The following is a 21,971-nucleotide window of genomic DNA, read 5'->3' on the forward strand; positions in this document are numbered from 1 at the left end:
AGCGTCCTATACCGCGCGCGTGGGCGCGTCAACGGGTCAACACGCAGCCAAGTGCGAAAGTTTGATCTTCGCTTACCGCGCGCCCTGTAAAGCGATAGACCAAAGCCCCGACCCGCTCATGCAATGCGCGCCGCATAACCGCGACCTTATCGCGATATTCCCCAGAAAACCACTGATCCGCCATCGGACTATGATCCACGGGATAAGGGATCAAACTGCGCCACCCCGCCGCACAAAAGCTAGAGATCGCGCGCGGCATATGCATCGCCGATGTCACGATGATCCAATTCTGATTAGCCAAATCGGGGGTGATCTCACGGGCAATCGCGGCGGCATTCACCGCTGACTCGGCTGAATTGCGACTTTGCGATTCGAGGGTGAGGCGCTCAGCTGCAATCCCCGCCTCACGAATGGCCCTTGCGCTGACTTCAGCCTCACTCAAAGAATGGCCTTGAAGATCAAGCCGCCCCTGCCCACCTGCCACAATCACGGGCACATTCGGCAGGGCATGGGCCAAGGCAATGGTCGCCAAAATACGATCCGCCGCCTCGCCCGTATTGACGAGGCCCGTGTGGGCGGTGCGATCCGGATTCTCGGCCCCCGTCATCAGCAAAACACCGCGCGCCCCTGTCAGATCAGGATTGGCTATAAAACGCGCCTCAAGCGGCCCTGCAATCCAACGATCCACAGGCGCTGCCATCACAAACCCCACAAAGCCAAGCGATAAGAGCCAGAACCAAAGCGCAGCACGCCGCCACCGCATAAGCAGCGCCAGCACCCCAAGCGCCCCCAAGATATGTGGCCATAACTCAACATAGAGCGCGAACCGCATCAGTTTAGACGCGAGGTAAAAAAGGTCTTCTCCCATCTCAGCCTTTCACGCTTCGAGTTCTGCATCCCAATACAGGAAATCCAACCAACTTTCATGCAGATAATTGGGTGGAAATTTTCGGCCCAGATTGCGCAGCTCCTCCGCCCCCGGTTGACGCGGGGCTTGGCGCAGGCTCATACCCGCCTGACGCAGGCTTTTTGCCCCTTTGCGCAGGTTACACCGACCACAGGCCGCCACAACATTTTCCCAAGATGTAACGCCCCCTCGCGCGCGCGGCACAACGTGATCAAAGGTCAAATCCCCGCGCGAGCCGCAATATTGGCAAGAAAATTGATCCCGTAAAAAAAGATTAAAGCGCGTAAAGGCCACGCGCTTTTGAGGTTTCACATAATCTTTGAGAACAACCACAGAGGGGATTTTGATCTTGGTCGTTGGCGAATGAACGAAGGTGTCATACTCAGCCACGATATCTACCCGATCCAACCACACCGCCTTGACCGCTTCCTGCCACGGCCAAAGGGATAAAGGATAATAAGAAAGGGGGCGGTAATCCGCGTTCAGCACCAAAGCAGGATGTTGCTTTAGCGATGCGGGTTCGCGCGTAAATTCCGTCCTGAAATCGCCATCCATGAGTGACTCCGTCTCCGCTCTGTTTGCCTGCGCCTCAAGCACCAGAGCGGGAGCCCCGCTCCAGCATTAGTCCCACTATATATGGGCATTGCGATCTGGCAAGCCCCTTCATCTATGTGGTCACAATCCCAAGGGTAACGAAACTGAACGTCACTTTTGTGACATTGGAGGCACCCACCCCGTGCGTCTAATCTTCCAGCCCAAATTTATCGCGCAAAAAGGCCAGACAAACCTGCAACCCATCAGGCGCAATCCCATGCCCTGTGCCCCGCATGATATGGGCATAAACCTCGCGCCAGCCTGCTTCTTGCAGCGCCTCTGCGGCCTCGGGCAAGGCTTGTGGGGGGACAACATCATCTTGATCGCCATGGATCAGCAATACGGGCGGACGACACTCCGCCTCCTCTTTCAGGCGTTCTGGCTCCAACAAACGGCCCGAAAACCCAACCACTGCGCGCAGGCTATCTTCCATGCGCGGCGCGACATGTAAGCTCAACATCGTGCCTTGCGAAAACCCAACCAAGGCTACATCGCGCGGTGTCAGGTTATTCTCTTCCATTACCTGTTCCAAAAACGCGTTGAAATCATCAAAGGCCCGCACAAGCCCTGAACGCGCATCCTCCTCGGATGAGCCATCAATCCACGGGATCGGGAACCATTGATACCCCATCGGATTAACCGAACAGGCCTCTGGCGCATTAGGGGCGATAAAAATTGTGTCAGGCAGATGTGGGGCCATCGGATCGGCCAATCCCAAAAGATCAGCCCCATCCGCGCCATAGCCATGGACGAAAATCACCGCGCGGGCGATATAGCCTGACTGCGGCTCGCTGCTTTTGTAATCCAATGCGCGCGTCATGCGACCCCCTCACGTTCTTTGACCATGTGGTAGTAGCCCCAGAGCGCCCGCGCGGCAATGGCCCGATGCGGCGACCAAGGCGCCGCCATGGCGCGCAAGCGCCGCTCATCTGGCCGCTGCGGCAGATCAAACAAAACGCGCGCTGCCTCTTGCAGGGCCAAATCACCCGCGGCGAAGGCATCGGAATGGCCAAGGGCAAACATCGCGTAAATTTCTGCCGTCCAACGGCCAATCCCTTTGACAGCGGTCAAAGCGGCCACCACCTCATCGGTGCTTTGGCTGTGCAGCGGCGCATAATCAATCTGCGCCTCGGCCAAAGCGCGCATATACCCTGCCTTTTGACGGCTGAGGCCAAGCGCGCGCAAATCGGCCTCGGATGCCGCCAAAACCGCATCTGGCTGTAACATTCCCGCATCGGCAAGACGCGCGGTGATCGCATTCGCACTGGCCACTGAAACTTGCTGCGAGATAATCGCCTTGGCGAGGGCCACAAACCCCGCCTCTCTTGATCGCAAGGTGACGCGGGCAGGATCAACACGGGCAAAAGCAGGTTCAATCTGGCACAGGGCGGCCAACCCATCAGACAGCAAATTTTCGTCTTTGAGATGATAAGCCTGATCCATTGTTCAACCTGTCGCAGCAAAATCTTGCATTCCACCCTAGACCTGATGCGCAGAAAGGCCTAGCCCTGTGGCCATATGTGCCAAAGAATGAATATATCCCATGACCACTGCTCAAATCGATGATCGCGCCGCCAAACGCAATGTTTTCGTTTTGATCCTTGCGCAGGCCTTCCTTGGCGCGCAAATGCCGATGATCTTTGTGGTGGGCGGGCTTGCGGGCCTGATGATCGCACCAAGCCCCGCATTGGCCACAATCCCGATTTCTTTGATCGTCTTTGGCTCGATGACCACTGCACCATGGTTGTCGGCGCTCATGCAGAAATATGGACGGCGGGTTGGGTTCTTTGTTGGCGCGCTTGGCGGGGCGTTAGGGGCGGGCATTGCCAGTTTGGGCCTCTATCTCGACAATTTCGCGGTCTTCCTAATCGGCTCCTATCTGACGGGCATTTATATGTCGGCGCATGGGTTTTACCGCTTTGCCGCAGCAGATAGCGCCTCGGACGATTTTCGCCCGCGCGCCATTTCCTACGTCATGGCGGGCGGCCTTCTGTCGGCATTGATCGGGCCGCAATTGGTCAAATTCACCTCCGATGCCACTGTTGTGCCCTTTCTGGGCACTTACCTTTCTGTGGTTTTGATCAATCTCATCGGTGTCACCTTGTTCTTCTTCCTCGATGTGCCACCCCCCAAAGCCCCAAGTGCGGATGCGCCGCAGGCCCGCAGTCGCCGCGAATTGCTGCGCGACCCGAAAATCGCCGTTGCGATTATCTGCAGCATGGTTTCCTACGCTTTGATGAATTTGATGATGACATCGACCCCTTTGGCCGTTGTCGGATGCGGATTTCCAACCGGAACCGCCGCAGATATCGTCTCGGCCCATGTGATCGCGATGTATGCGCCCTCGTTTTTCACGGGCCATGTCATCGCGCGGTTTGGTTCGGTGCGGGTTGTGGCGCTTGGCCTATTCTTACTCGCACTTGCGGGCGTAGTGGCCTTAATGGGCGTTGAATTGACGAATTTCTTCATCGCGCTTGTTCTTTTGGGCATTGGTTGGAATTTTGGGTTTATCGGCGCAACCGCCATGCTGACCCAAGCCCATCCTGCCCATGAGCGAGGGCGCGTGCAGGGCTTGAATGATTTTCTGGTCTTTGGCTGCGTCACCCTTGCATCACTGTCATCAGGGGTTCTGATGTCTTTGGGGGAAACCACCCTTGCAGGGTGGAATGCGGTCAATATCGCAATGATCCCGTTTTTGGCCCTCGCAGGCGCTGCCCTAATCTGGCTTGTGCTGCGCCCTGCTGATGAGGCCGCCGCCTTACCCTACCAGCGCCCTGTCAGGGAAACATAGGCAAGGCGCAGACGCTTACCTGCCTCTGATGGCTCTAGCCCGCCTTGCGCGACAAGGGCAGGATGAGCAGCCGCCTTTTTCAAAATAGGCTCTGCCAGCCATGCCGCGTATAACGCGGGCGTCACATGGGCGGGGATCATTCCCCGCTCTATGCGCGCGGCGCGCAATTTACCAAGCCCCATTCGCGCCAAATGGGCCACAGTGGACGGGCGACCATCATGCAAAGGGGCACGCCCCTTTTCCTCAAGCGCGGGGATCGCGCGCAGATAATTGGCCAACCCCATGGCCCAACCTATCGCACGAATGGCAGGCTCGAACATGTCCTGCGCCCCCAAACTGCGCGCAGCCATCCACAAAAGCCCTGCCCCCGTGGCCTCGATATAGGCGCTGAACGCGGCCTCATCTGCGAAGCCATCCTTGGTGGTGTCGCGCATCCGTGCCGCCACAAGATCGGACAAAAGCCCTGCATCGCGCGCGGGCAAACTGGCCGCCAAAGGGGCCGCCCATTCATGCGCAGGCAAGGCTCGCCGCGCCTGCAATGCATCGGCCAGATCCGCCCAAAATTGCAAACGCATCTGTGCCACCAATGGCTCAGGCGAGGCATAGGGCGCGCGCGCAATTTCCAAATTTACCGCATAAATTGCAAAAAGACGGGCGCGCAGATCGGGCGGCGCGGCCATCACGGCCAAGAACCGCTCGGGATCGCCACGCTCGATCACGCCTGCAAGCCGCGCCAAATCTTGGCTCATGATGCAGGCGCCCCGTCTTGGATCAGTTTCCAATGCACTGCATCCAAAAGCGCCTCGAAACTCGCATCCACGATATTCGCAGAAACGCCCACAGTCGACCAACGCCGCCCTGTATCATCTTCGCTGTCAATGATGACACGCGTAACCGCCTCGGTGCCCCCTTGGGTGATCCGCACTTTGAAATCAACCAGACGGATCGTGTCGATATAGCTTTGATACGGCCCCAAATCCTTGGCCAAGGCTTTGGAGAGCGCATTTACGGGCCCGCGATCTGATCCTGTCTCATCCATGCTTTCAGAGACTGACAACATTTTCTGATCGCCAATTTTCACAACCACGACCGCCTCGGAAAGGCTGACCATCTTGTCATATTTGTTTTTGCGCCGCTCAACAGTCACGCGATAGCGTTTGACCTCAAAAAAGCGGGGCATCTGGCCAAGGGCGCGCCGCGCAAGCAATTCGAAACTCGCTTGGGCGGTGTCATAGGAATACCCTGCCGCCTCGCGCGCTTTGATCTCCTCTAGGATTTGGCCAAGCGCGGGGTCACCATCATCCACCATAATCCCCGCCTCGCTCAGGCGGCGGCGCAGATTGGATTGCCCCGCTTGGTTGGACATCGGTATCACCCGCGCATTTCCGACCAACTCGGGCTGGATATGTTCATAAGTGGTGGGGTTTTTCAGGATTGCCGAAGCATGCAAACCCGCCTTATGCGCAAAGGCGGAGCTGCCCACATAGGGGGCTTGGCGCTGTGGCACGCGGTTGAGAATTTCATCCAACAAGCGCGAGGCACGGGTCAGGTTTTTCAACCCCGCTTCGCTGACGCCAATTTCATGTTGGCTGCAATAGGGGTCTTTCAGAAGCAGGGTCGCAATCAGCGTTGTCAGATTGGCATTGCCGCAGCGCTCGCCCAAACCATTGAGCGTGCCTTGAACATGGCGCGCGCCCGCATCTATCGCGGCCAAACTGCCCGCAACGGCGGTTTCGGTGTCATTATGGGTGTGAATGCCCAAACGATCCCCCGCCACGCCAGAGGCGATTACCGCCCGCGTGATCTGGCCAATCTCATCAGGCAAAGTGCCGCCATTCGTATCGCACAGAACGATCCACCGCGCCCCCGCATCGTGCGCCGCGTGAATGGCGGCCAATGCATAATCTGGGTTGGCCTTATAGCCATCAAAGAAATGTTCTGCATCAAACATCGCCTCGCGCCCTGCGGCTACGAGATGGGCGATGGAGGCGCGAATATTTTCAAGGTTCTCTTCAAGGCTGATCCCAAGCGCCTCGGTCACATGGAAATCATGGGTTTTGCCCACCAGACAAACCGCAGCCGTGCCCGCATTCATCACGCCCGCCAGAACATCATCATTCGCGGCAGAGCGGCCTGCGCGTTTGGTCATACCAAAGGCCGCCATGGTTGCACGGGTCTCAGGGGCCGCTTCGAAAAAGGCACTGTCAGTGGGGTTGGCGCCGGGCCAGCCCCCTTCGATATAATCCACACCCAGATCATCGAGCATCGCCGCGATGCGCAACTTGTCTTGGGTAGAGAATTGCACCCCTTGGGTCTGCTGCCCGTCCCGCAAGGTGGTGTCGTAGAGATAGATTCGGTCGCGGGTCATGTTGCCCCCCTTATATTGCCCGCGCAAAGCGCAGGCAGCACCCGCACCGCCCCCCACGGGGCGGGCGCAGTTCTGTTCCAAAGGCCACTCACAACAGACCTTCCAATTTCAACGGGTCAAAATTCGCGGTTGGGATCAACTCGACCCCCTCCTTACTCATCCGCACCTCGACCCCCGCATCGGTCAGGGCAGATTTCAGGGTATCGACAGGCGCGAAATCTTTTGTCTCCATTGCAGTCTGACGCGCGGCAAACAACTGCGCCTCCAATGCCGATAGATCAACATCGGGGGAGGCTGCCCAATCAGGCACCCCGACAGAGGCTAGACCCAAAATCGAGAGGCCCTCACGCAAGGATGCAGCATCCCCAGACTGCGAAATCTGATGCAAGGCCGTAATCGCAAGGGGTGTGTTCAAATCATCAAACAGCGCCGCAAGCATCGCGTCAGGCACAGGGGCCTGCGGCGCATCAGCGGCCTGAGCATACCATTTGCGCAACGTCTTCTCCGCCTCCGCCGCCTTCTTCGCTGTCCAATCCATAGGCTTCGAATAATGCGTGGACAGCATCACGAAGCGGATCACCTCGCCCGGCACGCCCTGATCCAGCAAATCGCGCACGGTGAAGAAATTGCCCAAGGATTTGGACATTTTCTTACCCTCGACCTGCAGCATTTCATTATGCATCCAAATATTGGCAAAGCCCGCGCCTTGATGGGCGCAGCAGCTTTGCGCGATCTCGTTCTCATGATGCGGGAACATCAGATCATTGCCGCCGCCATGAATATCGAAATGCGGCCCCAGCAATTCGTGGCTCATGGCCGAACATTCAATATGCCACCCCGGACGGCCATTCCCCCACGGGCTGTCCCATCCGGGCGTGTCCGCATCAGATGGTTTCCACAGCACGAAATCCATCGCATCGCGCTTATAGGGGGCCACCTCGACCCGCGCGCCTGCGATCATATCCTCGACTGTGCGCCCTGACAGGCGGCCATAGTCGGGATAAGAGGCAACAGAAAACAGCACATGCCCTTCAGCCGCATAGGCGTGACCCTTGGCGATCAGGCCTTCGATCATCGCGATCATCTGCGGGATATATTCGGTCGCGCGCGGCTCATGGGTGGGGCGGCTTACGCCGATGGCATCCATATCCGCGTGATACCAACCGATGGTTTCCTCGGTGATCTCGCCAATCGCGCGCCCTGTTTCACGGGCCTTCGCGTTGATCTTGTCATCCACATCGGTGAAATTGCGCACATAGGTGACATGATCTTTGCCGTAGACATGGCACAGCAGCCGATACAGCACATCAAACACAATCGCAGGGCGGGCATTTCCCAGATGGGCGCGGTCATAGACAGTTGGCCCGCAAACATAGAGGCGCAGATTCGTTGGATCAATCGCGGTGAAAACCTCGATTTTGCGCGTCATAGAATTGCGAAGCTTGATCTCACCCATCGCTTAGATTGCCCCTCTCCCTGAGCCTGACGCGGCACTGCGGCCACAGCAGAATTAGCGCCATTGCCCTATCAGGTTGTTTTGGAATTGAAAATAACCCTTCGCGCGCCCCTTCCCGTCAGCGCGACCCAACCCTCGGGCAAGTGCCGCATAAATTCCTTGCATTTGATAAGAAATTGCACATTTTTAGGGCCATGTTTGAAGAGTTTGTCGAGCGCCATTGCAAATCCCTGCCTGGTGCGCGCCTGGCTGAGCCATTTGGCCCAGACATGTATGTCTGGACAGTGGCCGAGAAAATGTTTGCTGCTTACACCAAAGGCAGCACGGGCGTGTCTATCCGCGCAAGATCGGCCCAAGAGGCGCAAAAAATGATCCAACAAGACAAGGCCGTGTCTGCCCCCTATCTCAAAAGCGGGGGCTGGGTGATGGTTGAGTGGCGCAACACAAGCCCGCATGAGCTGCGCCGCTATATCACGCAAAGCTATGCGCAGGTTCGGGCAGAATTAAACCCAAACCAACAGGTCAGCCTGCCGCCCTTTGATGCGGCGCAATTCAAGGGTTAACGGGGCAATGCCGCCGCTTCGCGCGCAAGGCAGGTGATTGCCTCCCAATCCCCTGCGGCCATGGCCGCCTTTGGCGCGACCCATGATCCGCCCGCGCACAGCACGTTGGACAGGCTCAGATAGCTTGGCGCATTGGCAAGGCTGATCCCACCCGTGGGGCAAAAGGCCACTTGCGGGATTGGCCCGCCGATAGATTTCAACGCAGGCGCCCCGCCAACCGCCTCGGCGGGGAAGAATTTCAGCATATCATAGCCGCGCTCATAAAGCGCCATCACCTCGGAAGCGGTGACAGCGCCTGGAAGAAGCGGCAGCGCCTCATCTTCTGCCGCGGCCAAAACACGATCTGTCGCGCCGGGGCTAACCGCAAAACGCGCCCCTGCGGCCTTTGCGGCCTTCATATTGGCAGGGGTCAAGATCGTGCCTGCGCCCACAATCCCACCCTCAACCTCAGACATGGCGGCGATGGCATCCAAGGCACAGGCGCTGCGTAATGTGACCTCTAGCACAGGCAGACCACCCGCGACCAAGGCACGGGCCAAAGGCACCGCATGGGCGAGATCCTCGATCACCAAAACGGGAATGATGGGGGCGTGGGCCGCAAGGCCCCGCGCGAATTTTGATTGATCTTGCGGTGTCATTGGACCCCTTCCCTTTGTTACACGACAACACCAGCACCGCTTGAGGCGGGGCCAGCATGGGCGCGGAAGATTTCAAACAATTCACGGCCAATCCCGTGGCCATTGGCGCCAAGATCAGGTGTGACAGCGGCGCGATCTGCCAAATCAGGCACCAGAGCCTCAAGCACGCCTTTGATAGCATCCACGCGGATCATATCGCCCTCCTGCAACCGCGCAAGGAAACCACCATCCAACGCCTCGGGGCTGACATGGATTGCGGCAGGAACTTTGCCCGATGCGCCCGACATACGGCCATCCGTCACCAAGGCCACCTTGTGGCCGCGATCCTGCAACACCGCCAAAATCGGTGTTAGGTTGTGCAATTCTGGCATCCCGTTGGCCTTTGGCCCTTGGAACCGCACCACGACCACAACATCGCGGTTCAAATCGCCTGACTGAAACGCCGCTTTGACCGAGGCTTGATCATGGAAAATTGCGGCGGGGGCCTCGATCACCTGACGCTCAGGGGCGACAGCAGACACCTTCATCACACCTTCGCCCAAATTGCCCTTAAGCGCCACAAGCCCGCCTGTGCTTTGGAACGCATCCTTCGCAGGGCGCAGAATTTTTTCGTTCAGCGTGGTCTTGGGCCCTGCCTGATACACCACCCCGCCATCGCTTAGTTTTGGCTCTTGCGTGTAATGGGCCAAACCCTGCCCCATCACTGTCTGGGTGTCGGGGTGCAATAAGCCCGCATCGAGCAATTCGCCAATCATAAAGCCCAAACCGCCCGCAGCGTGGAAATGGTTCACATCGGCCAACCCGTTGGGATAGACCCGCGCCATCAGCGGCGTTGCAGCAGAGATATCCGCGAAATCCTGCGGCTCTAGGATCACACCCGCCGCGCGGGCCATGGCGACCAAATGGATGACCAAATTGGTCGACCCGCCTGTGGCCATCAGCCCAACAAGACCGTTCACAAAGGCCTTTTCATCCAGAATGTCGCAAACAGGGCGATACTGATCCCCAAGCGCGGTGATCTTGGCCACCTGCGCAACCCCTGCATCGGTCAGCGCATCGCGCAAGGGCGTATGCGGGTTCACGAAACTAGCGCCTGGCAAATGCAAACCCATAAATTCCATCAGCATTTGGTTGGAATTGGCCGTGCCATAAAAGGTGCAGGTGCCTGGCCCGTGATAAGAGGCCATCTCGGCCTTCATCAATTCCTCGCGCCCGACCTCGCCTGCGGCGAATTTCTGGCGCACCTTCGCCTTTTCATCATTGGGTAGACCACTGGTCATCGGCCCTGCAGGCAAAAAGATGGATGGCAAATAGCCAAATGTCGCCGCTGAAATCACCAAACCCGGAACGATTTTATCGCAAACGCCCAAATAAATTGCGGCGTCAAAGGTGTTATGGCTTAACGCGACTCCTGCGGCCAAGGCGATTACATCGCGGGAGAACAGGCTTAGCTCCATCCCCACCTGCCCTTGGGTGACCCCATCGCACATGGCAGGCACACCGCCCGCAACCTGCGCCGTGGCCCCATTGGCCCGCGCTGCGGCCTTAATCCGTTCGGGAAAATTCTCAAAGGGCTTATGCGCGGAAAGCATATCGTTATAGGCGGTCACAATCCCAAGATTTGGCGCGCGTGCCGCCACCAAAGGATCCTTGTCCCCCTCCATCGCCGCATAAGCATGGGCCTGATTACCACAGGTCAAATGCGCACGGCGCGGACCATCGGCGGCCGCTGCACGCATCCGATCCAGATAGGTCTTACGCGGCCCTTGCGAGCGCGCAATGATCCGCGCGGTGACAGCTTCGATACGGGTATCCAAGGACATAGACAAAAACCTCCATCTTCTGAGGCCTGCTATAATATGTTAGCGCTAACTATGCCAGAGGGAAATCGCACTCAATGCGGGGCTACATTCGGCAAAAACACCTTTTCACCGCGATAAAGCAGCGAAATTCCCTTGTGGAAAAGGTGAATTTTCTCAGGTGCTGCACCCAATCGCAGAACTTCCCCGCGCTTTGAGGGGTGAATCCCCGAAAGTTTTGCAATCACAGGATCATCGCCCGTGCTGCCTTTGCTGCCGAAATAGAGAAGCGTTACTTCGCCAAGCGCCTCGGTGATGCCGACACGCCCCTCAAAAGCGAAATTATTCCCGTCTGCGGCGACAAAATCTTCGGGACGGATGCCGATCTCAACCTTCATCCCTTCATCGCCCTTTTGGGTCGGGATGGCGGCTGTGATGATCCCACCGCCTTGATCCGTGCGGATCTTGGTGGTATTGCCTGTGCCAACCACCTCACCCGAGAGCAGGTTCATCGCGGGGCTGCCGATAAACCGCGCCACGAATGTGGAATTGGGCCGCTCGTAGAGATCAAGCGGCGCACCGACCTGCGCAATACCGCCACCTGCCAAGACCACGATACGGCTTGCCAAAGTCATGGCTTCAACCTGATCATGGGTCACATAGATCATGGTGGTTTCTGGCATCGCCTCTTTAAGCTGCGCGATCTCAAGACGGGTCGCCACACGCAAAGCCGCATCTAGGTTCGACAGAGGCTCGTCAAAGAGGAACACTTTGGGGTCGCGCACAATGGCACGGCCAATTGCCACGCGCTGCCGCTGGCCGCCTGACAATTCCTTGGGCAGGCGATCGAGCAAGCTGCCAAGCTGCAATTTCTCGGCAGCGGCGCGCACGGCGTTGTCGATGGCCTCTTTCCCCTGCCCTGCAATCCGCAGGGAAAACGCCATATTATCATAGACGCTCATATGCGGATAAAGCGCGTAGGATTGGAACACCATCGCAATCCCACGTTGCGAGGGCGGCATATCATTGACGCGCATCCCGTCAATTTCCAACGTGCCGCCCGTGATCCGCTCTAGCCCCGCGATCATCCGCAACAGCGTGGATTTCCCGCAGCCAGAGGGGCCAACGAAAACAACCAATTCGCCCGTCTTGATCTCAAGATCAATGTCAGACAGCACCTTGACCTTCCCATAGGCCTTTTCCACGGCACTCAGTTTCAAATCGGTCATCTTCAGCCCCCCTTTTGAACAGCCTTGCCGCGCCTTAGCGGTTCTGCGCGCCAAACCATGCTTGATAGGCGGGCAAGGTCACACTGCCCCCCGCAACCGTTGCATGGAATGGTGCGGTAATATCGTCATATGCGCCCTCAGGCAGTGGCAGCTCGCGTGTCTCGCCGCTGAGGTTGAAGGCACAAAGGACCGCACGCCCCTGATATCTGCGCCAGAACGCGACCACATCTTGCGTATGGGTGACAAATTCAAACTCCCCTTTGACCAATTCTGGCAAAGATTTCCGCAAAGCAATCATGTTGCGATAGAAGGCCAAAGTGCTGTCTTCAAGGCGGGTCTGCGCCTCGACAGAGCGCTGCAAATGCTCCACCGCGACAGGCAGCCATGGCTTGCTTTGGCTAAACCCGCCATTGTGATTGTCGCTGACCCATGGGATCGGCGTGCGACAGCCATCACGGCCCTTGAATTTTGGCCAAAAGCGGATGCCATAGGGATCCTGTAATTCTTCAAAGGCGACATAGGCCTCGGTCAGCCCCAATTCCTCACCCTGATACAGGCAAACCGAACCGCGCAGCGACAACAAAAGCGCCGCAAAGACGCGCTGCCCTGCCTCATCCAAATTCCAACGGGTTGGATGGCGCACCACATCATGGTTGGAAAAGGCCCAACAGGCCCAACCATCGCCAATGCTGGCCTCTTGCTTTTCAATGACCGCGCCCACGGTTTCCGCGCTTGGCGTCTCCCCTGAGAGGAAGTCAAAGCTATAGCACATATGCACCTTATCACCGCCTGAGGTGTATTGTGACTGTATCTCAAGGCCATATTGCGCATCACCCACCTCGCCTACGGCGGTGGCAGCAGGGTATTCGTCCATCACCGCGCGCATACGGCGCAAGAAATCCAAATTCTCGGGTTGGTTTTTGTCATAAAGGTGATCTTGCCAATTATAAGGGTTCACCTCAGGCGCGATGGTGAAATTCCGCCGCTCGGGCGCAAGCGCGGGGTTATCGCGCAGCAGCTTGTCATGGAAATAGAAATTGATCGTATCAAGGCGGAACCCATCAACCCCCCGATCCAACCAAAAGCGGCACACATCCAAAAGCGCATCCTGCACATCTGGATTATGCAGGTTCAAATCTGGCTGCTCGACAAGGAAATTGTGCAGGTAATATTGCATCCGCTCGGGCGACCATTCCCACGCGCTGCCGCCGAAAATAGACAACCAGTTATTGGGTGGGCTGCCATCTGGCTTGGCATCGGCCCACACATACCAATCCGCTTTTGGATTGTCGCGGGTTTCGCGGCTTTCGATAAACCAAGGGTGCTGATCCGAGCTGTGCGACAGCACCAAATCAATCAGAACCTTCAGGCCCAGATTATGCGCCTTTTCAATCAACGCATCGAAATCACCCAATGTCCCAAACATCGGATCGACATCGCGGTAATCCGAGACATCATAGCCGAAATCAAGCATGGGGGATTTAAAGAATGGCGAGATCCAAATCGCGTCCACCCCAAGGCTTGCGATATGATCAAGGCGGTGAATGATTCCCGCCAGATCGCCAATCCCATCATCATTGCTGTCTTGATAGCTGCGCGGGTAGATCTGATAGATCACCGCACCACGCCACCAATCCTTATCAATGCCAAGGATATCGTTGGGGTTAATTTCAGGCATGATTGTCATTTATATCTCTCATTTTACAGAGCCAGCCAAAAGGCCACGCACCAAGTAACGTTGTAAGGAAAAGAAAACCACCAAAGGCACCGCGATGGATACAAAGGCAGAGGTTGCCAATATTTCCCAATCGCCGCCGCGTGTGCCCATCATTTCGACCAATTGCCGCGTCATCACCGTGGTTTCGCCCGAACTGTCGATCAAGAACACCATCGCGACCAAAAGGTCATTCCATGTCCAAAGAAATTGGAAAATCGCAAAGGACGCCAAAGCAGGAAAACTGAGCGGCAGGATAATGCGCGTGAAAATCTGAAACTCGGTCGCGCCGTCCACGCGCGCGTTTTCAATCACCTCGCGCGGCAGGCCCACCATGTAATTGCGCAAAAGGTAAATCGCCAAGGGCAGACCAAAACCCGTATGCGCCAACCAAACGCCCAAATAGCCTTTGCCAATACCGATATCATTATGCAGCTTCAGCAGTGGGATCAGCGCCAATTGCAGCGGCACAACCAACAACCCCACAACCGCCGCAATCAGCAGCGCCCGCCCTGGAAACTCCATCCACGCCAAGGCATAGGCCGCAAAAGCCGCGATCAATATGGGAATAATCGTTGCAGGGATTGTCACCGTCAGCGTGTTGAAAAACGCCTTTGACATCCCCTCGCGGTTCGAAGGGTCGAACAGAACATTTTGATAATTGCCAAGGGTGAAATCAGGGGGGGCAGAAACAGTCACGAAAATCCGCGCACCGCGCCCCTCAATCTGATCTGCAGTGCCGCGCCATTCATAATCGCCACGCGCCGTGACGATCAGGGTTTCCCCATCGCCCAGATCAGCGACCTCATCGGGTTGATAGGCGTCAATCGCGCGCGAGGATGCACCCCATACGGTGATCTCTCGGACGATCTCATCCAAGTTTACGGCGGCCCCGCCCTCGACAAAAATATTGCCAGAAACGAGATAGAAACCATCGCCCAAATCCACCCGCGCCTCGTCAGGGTCTGCGGTGCGATAGGTTTCGTTTTGCACCGCAGGAAATAGCGCAGCCCACCATCCCGAACTGCGGATTTGATCCGTTGTGCGGAAGGAAGACACTAATAGCCCCAGTGTAGGCAGCACCCATACGATCACAAGGGCCAAGGCCGAAAAATGCACCGCCCATGACAGGCCCGATTTGCGCCCCGCAATATGATCCATCAGCGCATCTCCCGTCTGGCGTTATAGACGTTCCACACAAGGATCGGCAGCACTAAGATCATGATCACCATGGCAGCGGCCGAACCCACCCCCCAATCATTGGCGCGGAACAGTTTGTCATACATGTAATTCGCCAAAACTTGAGTTTCCCATTGTCCATTGGTCATCGCAAAAACGATGTCGAACACCTTGAGAACCACAATCGTAATGGTCGTCCAAACCACGACAATCGTGGCCGCGATTTGCGGCACTTTGATTTTGAAGAAAATTTGAAACGGGTTTGCCCCGTCCACAATGGCGGCCTCAATGGTTTCCTCAGGAATACCGCGCAAAGCCGCAGACAGGATCACCATGGCAAAGCCTGTCTGGATCCAAATCAAAACCATGATCAGGAAAATATTGTTCCAAAAGGGCACAGTCAGCCAAGTGATTGGGCTATCGCCGCCAAGCTGCAAATAAACGGCGTTAAGAATCCCGATCTGCGCCACATCCTCGGGGCGGGCATCATAGACCAATTTGAAAATCACCGCCGCGCCAACAAATGAAATCGCCATCGGCATAAAGATCAGGGATTTCGCGATATTCCCCCAACTGATCCGATCTGTCAGCTGCGCCGCCAACAAGCCAAAGGCAGTCGAGGCCGCAGGCACAATCAAAAGCCACAGGAAATTGTTGCGCAACGCCTCCCAAAACTTGGGGTCATCCGTCATGCGCGCGTAATTCTCAAGCCCAACAAAGGCGCCACCAAGGCTGCGGTCAGTCAAGGACAGACGCAATGTCTCAAAGACGGGGTAGGTCAAATAGAGCGCGAGCGCGAAAAGAGCGGGAAATAGAAAAAGCCATGGGCGTATCGCATTGGCGCGATTGATATTGCGCCCTGCATTTGCCCCGCGCGCAGGAAACAGCACGCGATCAAGAATTTGGTTCGAGAGGTAAAAATAACCCACGCAGCCCCCCACCCCGATCAGGATGGTCAATGCCGCTTGCATGATTGGTGACATGGGTGCCCTCCCCCGATGCGCACGAAAAATCCGCGCAAACATAGATAGGATCAGCCCGCGATACGCAGGCTGATCCAAAACCTAGCGCGATCTTATTTAATCGCGTCCCAGCTTTGCTGGATAGTGTCTGCCACAGCCGCCGCATCTGCGCCGCCTGCATAATCCACCATACCCGTCCAGAAGCTGCCTGCGCCAATCGCGCCGGGCATCAGGTCGGAGCCATCAAAACGGAAGGTCGTTGCATTGAGCAAGATTTCCCCCTGACCGCGCAGCGTATCGGTTTCATATGTGGCCAAGTTCACGCCAGAATGGGGCGTCAAGAAGCCACCCTGCGCCATCATGATCTCATGGGCGACAGGTGTTTTGAGAAACTCGATAAAGGCCATGGTCGCGTCAGATAGATCTGTGATTGCCATCAAAGTGCCGCCACCCAAAACTGGGCTGCCAAGGTCTTTTTCCGCAAATGCAGGGAAGTAGAAGAAATCAGCATCCTCGCCCACAACCGTGCCATCAGGGAAGAAGGCAGGAATGAAGCTGGCCTGACGATGCATGTAGCATCCGGGAGGAGACTGGAACAAGCCCGCCGGGCTATCACGGAAATCGGTGGTTGCAACCGCGCCAGCGCCGCCCATCACATAGGCGTCATTGCGTGCGAATTGACCAAAGGTTTCGATCGCCTCAACAACGCGCGGGTCATTGAATGGGATCTCATTGGCAACCCATGCGTCATAGACATCAGGGGTCTGTGTGCGCAGCATCAGGTCTTCAACCCAGTCAGTCGCAGGCCAGCCTGTGGCGGCCCCTGAACCCAGACCAATACACCAAGGCGTGCCACCATCGGCGACGATCTGGTCAGAAAGTGCGATCAACTCTTCCATGGTTGTTGGCACTTCGTAGCCTGCATCCTCGAAATTCTCAGGCACATACCACACCAACGACTTGACGTTGACGTTGAAAAAGAAGCCATAGAACTGATCCGCGCCCGATTGATCGGCATATGTGCCCAGATCAACCCATGATGGGCCTGCTGCAAAATTCTCAGACACCCATGCGGCATGATCCGCGCCAAGCGGGGTCAAAAGACCATTGGCCGCCATATTGGCCGCAAGGCCAGGCTGAGGGAAAACCGCGATATTGGGGGCAGAGCCTGCCTCAGCATCAATCACGATTTGCTGCTCAAAGCTATCCGACCCTGTATAGGTCGCATCCGCGCCTGTTGCCGCCTCGAAATAGGCCAAAAGCGCGTCAAAGCGATCCGCCTCAGGCGAAAGCCAAGGGCCAGAAATCGTGACAGTCTGACCTGTCAAATCATGCGCCGCTGCGAATGCCTCGTAGCTGGCCCAATTGAAATCCCCCTCACCCACAGGGAACACCAAACCACCATGCGCATCAGCCATCGCCATCCCCGAAGACAGCGCAAGGGCTGCGGCGCTTGCGTAAAACGAACGTTTCATAAGTAACCTCCCAGAACCGCACCCCCTGATTGAGGATGCCTAGAACCTGCATTTCAAAACCTATTCCGCGATTCCGTCAAGAGTGTTTCAAAGCGCTTTGGAAAAGAAATGTCTTTAAACGCCCAAGACGCTGAAAGGGCAAGAGAATTACAATATATTTGATTTTACGTTGGTTTTCTGCAGAAGCAGTGCGCCGAAATTTTAAAAATTTACTTTTGACAAGCCGCATAAAATTCGCCTAGCTGAGGAGAAATTTGAAAGCGCTTTGAAGTCAATCTTGTCGCGCCAGACGATAAAACGACCCAGCGCCATGCGCGACAAAGGAAGGAGGGAGGCGATGAATTTAAAAGAATTGGCATCATCGCTTGGGCTGTCTCAGACCACAGTCAGCCGTGCCTTGAATGGCTATCCCGAGGTGAACCCTGAAACCCGCGCCCGTGTCGAGGCAGCGGCGCGCGCGGCGAATTATCAACCCAATTCCCGCGCCCGCCGCTTGGCCACAGGGCGCGCGATGACCATCGGCCATGTGATCACGCATACGGGCGAAACTGAAATGGTAAACCCGATTTTTGCAGATTTTCTTGCAGGTGCGGGCGAGGTTTATGCCCGCGAAGGATATGACCTGCTTTTGTCTATCGTGCATGAGGGGGCCGCCGAACGGGCCTATCGACAGATGGCCGCGAATGGCTCGGTTGATGGGGTGATGGTCCAAGGCCCCCGCCAAGAAGACCCGCGCATTGCTCTACTACAGGAATTGGGGCTGCCGTTTTTGGTGCATGGCCGCACGGGGGATGCGCGCGGCTATAACTGGCTAGATATTGCCAATTTGCGGGCCTTTCGCCGTGCGACCGAATTCTTGTTGGATTTGGGGCATAGCCGCATTGCCCTGATCAATGGCCAAGAGGCGATGGATTTCGCCGCCCGCCGCCGCCGCGGATATGAAGAGGCGTTGCGCGCGCGCGGCATCACCCCTGACGCAAGCCTGATGTATGCCGATGTCATGACCGAAGGCTATGGCCACCGCGCCGCGGCACAATTGCTTGACCGTGAAAACCGCCCCACCGCCTTTTTGGTGTCATCGGTGATTTCTGCCATTGGGGTGCGTCAAGCGGCATGGGAGCGCGGGCTACAACTGGGCCGCGATGTCTCGATCATAACCCATGATGATGTCCTTTCCTATCTCAACAATGATGCCGAAGGCCCCGCATTTACCTCAACCCGCAGTTCAATTCGTTTGGCGGGGCGGCGCTGTGCAGAAATTTTGATCGAACGGATCAAACAGCCTGACGCGCCCTTTGTGCATGAATTATGGGAGGCTGAATTGATGGTCGGGCGCTCGACTGGCCCTGCACCATAACGCCTGTCTCTGCCTGCCCTGCTTTAACCCCGCTGCCGCATTGCAATGAGTTCTCTCGCCATGACCACCCCCACCCTTCCCGCGCGGTCGGATTTTCCGCAAGATTTTCTGCTTGGTGTCGCCACATCGGCCTATCAAATCGAAGGCCACGCTCAGGGTGGCGCAGGCCAGACCCATTGGGATACATTCGCCGCAACGGGCAATAACGTAACCCGCGCTGAAAATGGCGCGCTTGCCTGCGATCACCTGAACCGATGGGAAGACGACCTTGACCTGATCCGTGATCTTGGCGCCGATATATATCGCTTTTCGCTGTCATGGGCGCGGATCATGCCCGAGGGGCGCGGCGCGGTGAATAAGGCGGGCTTGGATTTCTATGATCGTTTGATTGACGGGATGTTGGCGCGCGGGCTGCGCCCTGCAGCCACGCTGTATCATTGGGAATTTCCCTCGGCCCTCGCGGATCAAGGCGGTTGGGTGAATGGCGATATGCCAAACTGGTTTGCCGATTACACCGAGATTGTGATGGCATGCCTTGGCGACAGGCTGTGGTCGGTCGCCCCCATTAACGAGCCGTGGTGCGTCTCATGGTTATCGCATTTCGAGGGGCATCATGCGCCCGGTCTGCGCGATATTCGCGCCGCAGCCCGCGCTATGCACCATGTCCTCTCCTCGCATGGCCGCGCGATTGAGGTGATGCGCGCGCGTGGCATGCGCAATCTGGGTGCCGTGTGCAATTTTGAGGCCGCCCTGCCCGCCGATGAAAGCCCCGCATCAAAGGCCGCTGCCGCGCGTTACGATGCGATCTATAACCAATTCTTCCTGTCAGGCCTGTTTCATGGCCGCTATCCCGATCTGGTGCTTGAGGGGTTAGAGCAACACCTTCCCCAGAATTACCAAGACGACTTTGCCCATATCACCGCCCCGCTCGATTGGTTGGGGTTGAATTACTACACCTGCAAACGCCTGAGCGCAAGATGCGGAATTTGGCCGAATTACCAAGGCGTTGAGGGGCCATTGCCCAAAACCCAAATGGGCTGGGAAATTTACCCCGAGGGGTTGCATCATTTCCTGACCCATACGGCGAAAACCTACACGGGCGACCTGCCGCTTTATGTGACCGAAAACGGCATGGCGAATGACGATACGCCCGAACAGCCAGATGTGGCGCGCATAACCTATCTTGATGCCCATATGCGCGCCTGTTTGCGCGCGATTGAGGATGGCGCACCCTTGAAAGGCTATATCGCATGGTCGCTGATGGATAATTACGAATGGGCCTTTGGGTATGAAAAACGCTTTGGCCTTGTCCATGTTGATTTCGACAGCTTGCAAAGACGACCAAAAGCGTCTTATCACGCGCTTGCACAGGGCTGGCGCGCGGGCTAAAAAAGGCAGGACAGGATGACATCTTCCCCCGATTTGGATTTGGTCGCTGATATCGGCGGCACCAACACCCGCGTGGCTTTGGCGCGCGCGGGCGTCATTGACCGCGACAGCATCCGCCGCTTTGCCAATAAAAAAGCCGCTGTTTTGCGCGAGATGTTGGCGCAATTCATGGAACAGGCGGGCCTCCGTTCTGGCGCGCTCTCGGGCATTTGCGTGGCCGCCGCAGGCCCCGTGCGCGATGGCGTGGCCAAAATGACCAATTTGGATTGGCATATTGACCGCGCAATGTTGGCTGATGTCTCGGGCGCGTCACGCGTGGCTGTGCTCAATGATCTACAGGCGCAAGGCTATGCGATTGGCCATATTTCCGATACGGAATTGCGTGTAATCCTGCCCCATGATCCCGCCTCTGCCCATACGGCGAAATTGGTCATCGGGCTTGGCACGGGGTTTAACGCTGCCGCCGTATTTGACGGGCCGCGGGGCCGCGTGGTGCCTCCTTCGGAATCGGGCCATATCACCCTGCCCACCCCTGATGACCAAACCCGCGATCTTGCCCGCTTCTTAGCCGAAAAGCATGGCTTCGCCGCAGTCGAGGAAGTTCTCTCGGGGCGTGGGATCAGCCATGTTCACGCCTTTTTGCACGGGATTGATCAGCCTGCTCAACAGATCATGGATGCGCTTGAGCAAGATGATGCCAAGGCCCGTGCCACCGCCGCGCTCGTTGCACAGGTTCTGGGCAATGTCGCAGGGGATCTGGCCTTGGTAAACCTGCCCTTTGGTGGGGTCTATCTGATTGGCGGCGTCTCGCGCGCCCTTGCGCCCTATTTGATGCAATTCGGATTTGCCGAGGCCTTTTCGAATAAAGGCCGCTTTGGCCCCTTTATGGCGCAATTCGGGGTCAGTGTGGTGGAAGATGATTTTGCCGCGCTCACAGGCTGCGCGCAGGCCTTGATCGAGCTTTAGAACGCACGATCTTTGACGGCCTGCATAGATACATGTGTAGAGGTTGAGGCGACATGCGGCAGGGCGGATATGACCTCGCCCAACACGCGGCGATAGGCGCCCATATCGCGGCAGCGCACCTTGACCAAATAATCAAACGCCCCCGCAATCATGTGGCATTCTTCGATTTCGGGCACGGCAATCGTGGCTTTGTTAAAGGCGGCCAATGCCGCCTCGCGCGTGTCGGACAATTTCACCTCAACAAAAGCCACATGTTCGCGGTCAAGCTTTACGGGATCAAGTTCCGCGCGGTAGCCTCGAATATAGCCTTCCTGCTCAAGACGGCGCAGCCGCACTTGGGTTGGGCTTTTCGACAGCCCCACGCGATCCGCTAATTCCGTTACGGAAATTCGGCCATCTTCTGAGACTTCCTTCAGAATCTTCCGATCAAACCCATCAATTTGCCCGCGTTCTGGCGATTTTGATACCATCAGACCCACCCTTTTCCTGTTTATTCAATTTATTTTCCCGCCAAACTACAAAGTCAAGGCGGATTTCCCGCCGATATCTTCGTATTGTAATTCATCTTCATTTTACACGTGGTG

General features: G+C 56.8%; 20 protein-coding genes. 5 read left to right on the forward strand and 15 right to left on the reverse strand.

Annotated features, from left to right (window positions below):
* Nucleotides 1–28: 28 nt before the first annotated feature.
* The 4 genes from AAC637_RS02690 to AAC637_RS02705 form a co-directional block, all read right to left on the reverse strand.
* Nucleotides 29–868 carry a YdcF family protein gene (locus tag AAC637_RS02690; protein ID WP_340302201.1) on the reverse strand — a complete coding sequence of 280 codons (840 nt, stop codon included), beginning with the start codon at nt 866–868 and terminating at the stop codon, nt 29–31.
* Between the two features lie 9 nt (nt 869–877).
* Nucleotides 878–1,462, reverse strand: a complete 585-nt coding sequence (locus AAC637_RS02695) for an HNH endonuclease (protein ID WP_317654532.1) — start codon at nt 1,460–1,462, stop codon at nt 878–880.
* Nucleotides 1,463–1,649: 187 nt separating this feature from the next.
* The gene (locus AAC637_RS02700; protein WP_340302202.1) at nt 1,650–2,321 is read right to left on the reverse strand and encodes an alpha/beta hydrolase; all 672 of its coding nucleotides are present in this window, start codon (nt 2,319–2,321) and stop codon (nt 1,650–1,652) included.
* Nucleotides 2,318–2,944 carry a DNA-3-methyladenine glycosylase family protein gene (locus AAC637_RS02705; protein ID WP_340302203.1) on the reverse strand — a complete coding sequence of 209 codons (627 nt, stop codon included), beginning with the start codon at nt 2,942–2,944 and terminating at the stop codon, nt 2,318–2,320. The genes AAC637_RS02700 and AAC637_RS02705 overlap by 4 nt, the downstream gene beginning before the upstream one ends.
* A gap of 100 nt (nt 2,945–3,044) precedes the next feature.
* Between AAC637_RS02705 and AAC637_RS02710 the strand changes: the two genes are divergently transcribed.
* The gene (locus tag AAC637_RS02710) at nt 3,045–4,292 is read left to right on the forward strand and encodes an MFS transporter (protein ID WP_340302204.1); all 1,248 of its coding nucleotides are present in this window, start codon (nt 3,045–3,047) and stop codon (nt 4,290–4,292) included.
* On the opposite strand, the gene AAC637_RS02715 is transcribed toward AAC637_RS02710, so the two are convergent.
* The 3 genes from AAC637_RS02715 to cysS all read right to left on the reverse strand — a co-directional run bounded on the left by AAC637_RS02715 (nt 4,265) and on the right by cysS (nt 8,116).
* Nucleotides 4,265–5,041, reverse strand: coding sequence for a squalene/phytoene synthase family protein (locus tag AAC637_RS02715; RefSeq protein ID WP_340302205.1), 777 nt, complete (start codon nt 5,039–5,041; stop codon nt 4,265–4,267). The genes AAC637_RS02710 and AAC637_RS02715 overlap by 28 nt on opposite strands.
* Entirely contained in the window at nt 5,038–6,660 is a 1,623-nt protein-coding gene (gene cimA / locus AAC637_RS02720) for a citramalate synthase (RefSeq protein ID WP_340302206.1), read from the reverse strand. The genes AAC637_RS02715 and cimA overlap by 4 nt, the downstream gene beginning before the upstream one ends.
* Nucleotides 6,661–6,748: 88 nt before the next feature.
* Complete coding sequence (gene cysS / locus AAC637_RS02725) at nt 6,749–8,116, reverse strand: cysteine--tRNA ligase (protein WP_340302207.1); 1,368 nt, start codon at nt 8,114–8,116, stop codon at nt 6,749–6,751.
* 194 nt (nt 8,117–8,310) lie between these two features.
* Between cysS and AAC637_RS02730 the strand changes: the two genes are divergently transcribed.
* Complete coding sequence (locus AAC637_RS02730) at nt 8,311–8,679, forward strand: MmcQ/YjbR family DNA-binding protein (RefSeq protein WP_340302208.1); 369 nt, start codon at nt 8,311–8,313, stop codon at nt 8,677–8,679.
* On the opposite strand, the gene eda is transcribed toward AAC637_RS02730, so the two are convergent.
* The 7 genes from eda to AAC637_RS02765 form a co-directional block, all read right to left on the reverse strand.
* On the reverse strand, nt 8,676–9,317 hold the full coding sequence (gene eda, locus AAC637_RS02735; RefSeq protein WP_340302209.1) for a bifunctional 4-hydroxy-2-oxoglutarate aldolase/2-dehydro-3-deoxy-phosphogluconate aldolase: 642 nt from the start codon (nt 9,315–9,317) through the stop codon (nt 8,676–8,678). The two genes, AAC637_RS02730 and eda, sit on opposite strands and share 4 nt — an antisense overlap.
* Before the next feature lie 17 nt (nt 9,318–9,334).
* Entirely contained in the window at nt 9,335–11,140 is a 1,806-nt protein-coding gene (edd, locus tag AAC637_RS02740) for a phosphogluconate dehydratase (RefSeq protein ID WP_340302210.1), read from the reverse strand.
* Between the two features lie 71 nt (nt 11,141–11,211).
* Nucleotides 11,212–12,345, reverse strand: a complete 1,134-nt coding sequence (locus AAC637_RS02745) for an ABC transporter ATP-binding protein (protein ID WP_340302211.1) — start codon at nt 12,343–12,345, stop codon at nt 11,212–11,214.
* 34 nt (nt 12,346–12,379) lie between these two features.
* Nucleotides 12,380–14,032 carry an alpha-amylase family glycosyl hydrolase gene (locus tag AAC637_RS02750; protein WP_340302212.1) on the reverse strand — a complete coding sequence of 551 codons (1,653 nt, stop codon included), beginning with the start codon at nt 14,030–14,032 and terminating at the stop codon, nt 12,380–12,382.
* Between the two features lie 9 nt (nt 14,033–14,041).
* Nucleotides 14,042–15,220 (reverse strand): carbohydrate ABC transporter permease, encoded by a 1,179-nt coding sequence (locus AAC637_RS02755; RefSeq protein WP_340302213.1) that lies wholly within the window; start codon nt 15,218–15,220, stop codon nt 14,042–14,044.
* Nucleotides 15,220–16,221, reverse strand: coding sequence for a carbohydrate ABC transporter permease (locus AAC637_RS02760; RefSeq protein WP_340302214.1), 1,002 nt, complete (start codon nt 16,219–16,221; stop codon nt 15,220–15,222). Before AAC637_RS02760 ends, AAC637_RS02755 begins: the two co-directional genes overlap by 1 nt.
* Nucleotides 16,222–16,313: 92 nt before the next feature.
* Nucleotides 16,314–17,675 carry an ABC transporter substrate-binding protein gene (locus tag AAC637_RS02765; protein WP_340302215.1) on the reverse strand — a complete coding sequence of 454 codons (1,362 nt, stop codon included), beginning with the start codon at nt 17,673–17,675 and terminating at the stop codon, nt 16,314–16,316.
* 337 nt (nt 17,676–18,012) lie between these two features.
* Between AAC637_RS02765 and AAC637_RS02770 the strand changes: the two genes are divergently transcribed.
* The 3 genes from AAC637_RS02770 to AAC637_RS02780 are packed head-to-tail and all read left to right on the forward strand — an operon-like array spanning nt 18,013 to nt 21,387.
* The gene (locus tag AAC637_RS02770) at nt 18,013–19,032 is read left to right on the forward strand and encodes a substrate-binding domain-containing protein (protein WP_317654510.1); all 1,020 of its coding nucleotides are present in this window, start codon (nt 18,013–18,015) and stop codon (nt 19,030–19,032) included.
* A gap of 60 nt (nt 19,033–19,092) precedes the next feature.
* A complete protein-coding gene (locus AAC637_RS02775; protein ID WP_340302216.1) occupies nt 19,093–20,421 on the forward strand; it encodes a GH1 family beta-glucosidase in 1,329 nt (442 codons plus the stop codon).
* Nucleotides 20,422–20,436: 15 nt separating this feature from the next.
* Nucleotides 20,437–21,387, forward strand: coding sequence for a glucokinase (locus AAC637_RS02780; RefSeq protein WP_340302217.1), 951 nt, complete (start codon nt 20,437–20,439; stop codon nt 21,385–21,387).
* On the opposite strand, the gene AAC637_RS02785 is transcribed toward AAC637_RS02780, so the two are convergent.
* Nucleotides 21,384–21,857 (reverse strand): Lrp/AsnC family transcriptional regulator, encoded by a 474-nt coding sequence (locus tag AAC637_RS02785; RefSeq protein ID WP_317654506.1) that lies wholly within the window; start codon nt 21,855–21,857, stop codon nt 21,384–21,386. The two genes, AAC637_RS02780 and AAC637_RS02785, sit on opposite strands and share 4 nt — an antisense overlap.
* Nucleotides 21,858–21,971 lie beyond the last annotated feature (114 nt).

The sequence above is a fragment of the Roseobacter sp. HKCCD7870 genome, from assembly GCF_037830315.1.
In the GTDB taxonomy this organism is placed as follows: Bacteria; Pseudomonadota; Alphaproteobacteria; order Rhodobacterales; family Rhodobacteraceae; genus M30B80.

Coding starts and splice junctions, on each gene's coding strand:
- AAC637_RS02750 (WP_340302212.1), bottom strand. CDS start 14,032: ATGACAATCATGCCTGAAATTAACCCCAACGATATCCTTGGCATTGAT.
- edd (WP_340302210.1), bottom strand. CDS start 11,140: ATGTCCTTGGATACCCGTATCGAAGCTGTCACCGCGCGGATCATTGCG.
- AAC637_RS02730 (WP_340302208.1), top strand. CDS start 8,311: ATGTTTGAAGAGTTTGTCGAGCGCCATTGCAAATCCCTGCCTGGTGCG.
- AAC637_RS02755 (WP_340302213.1), bottom strand. CDS start 15,220: ATGGATCATATTGCGGGGCGCAAATCGGGCCTGTCATGGGCGGTGCAT.
- AAC637_RS02770 (WP_317654510.1), top strand. CDS start 18,013: ATGAATTTAAAAGAATTGGCATCATCGCTTGGGCTGTCTCAGACCACA.
- cysS (WP_340302207.1), bottom strand. CDS start 8,116: ATGGGTGAGATCAAGCTTCGCAATTCTATGACGCGCAAAATCGAGGTT.
- cimA (WP_340302206.1), bottom strand. CDS start 6,660: ATGACCCGCGACCGAATCTATCTCTACGACACCACCTTGCGGGACGGG.
- AAC637_RS02760 (WP_340302214.1), bottom strand. CDS start 16,221: ATGTCACCAATCATGCAAGCGGCATTGACCATCCTGATCGGGGTGGGG.
- AAC637_RS02690 (WP_340302201.1), bottom strand. CDS start 868: ATGGGAGAAGACCTTTTTTACCTCGCGTCTAAACTGATGCGGTTCGCG.
- AAC637_RS02695 (WP_317654532.1), bottom strand. CDS start 1,462: ATGGATGGCGATTTCAGGACGGAATTTACGCGCGAACCCGCATCGCTA.
- AAC637_RS02705 (WP_340302203.1), bottom strand. CDS start 2,944: ATGGATCAGGCTTATCATCTCAAAGACGAAAATTTGCTGTCTGATGGG.
- eda (WP_340302209.1), bottom strand. CDS start 9,317: ATGACACCGCAAGATCAATCAAAATTCGCGCGGGGCCTTGCGGCCCAC.
- AAC637_RS02785 (WP_317654506.1), bottom strand. CDS start 21,857: ATGGTATCAAAATCGCCAGAACGCGGGCAAATTGATGGGTTTGATCGG.
- AAC637_RS02745 (WP_340302211.1), bottom strand. CDS start 12,345: ATGACCGATTTGAAACTGAGTGCCGTGGAAAAGGCCTATGGGAAGGTC.
- AAC637_RS02780 (WP_340302217.1), top strand. CDS start 20,437: ATGACATCTTCCCCCGATTTGGATTTGGTCGCTGATATCGGCGGCACC.
- AAC637_RS02715 (WP_340302205.1), bottom strand. CDS start 5,041: ATGAGCCAAGATTTGGCGCGGCTTGCAGGCGTGATCGAGCGTGGCGAT.
- AAC637_RS02700 (WP_340302202.1), bottom strand. CDS start 2,321: ATGACGCGCGCATTGGATTACAAAAGCAGCGAGCCGCAGTCAGGCTAT.
- AAC637_RS02765 (WP_340302215.1), bottom strand. CDS start 17,675: ATGAAACGTTCGTTTTACGCAAGCGCCGCAGCCCTTGCGCTGTCTTCG.
- AAC637_RS02710 (WP_340302204.1), top strand. CDS start 3,045: ATGACCACTGCTCAAATCGATGATCGCGCCGCCAAACGCAATGTTTTC.
- AAC637_RS02775 (WP_340302216.1), top strand. CDS start 19,093: ATGACCACCCCCACCCTTCCCGCGCGGTCGGATTTTCCGCAAGATTTT.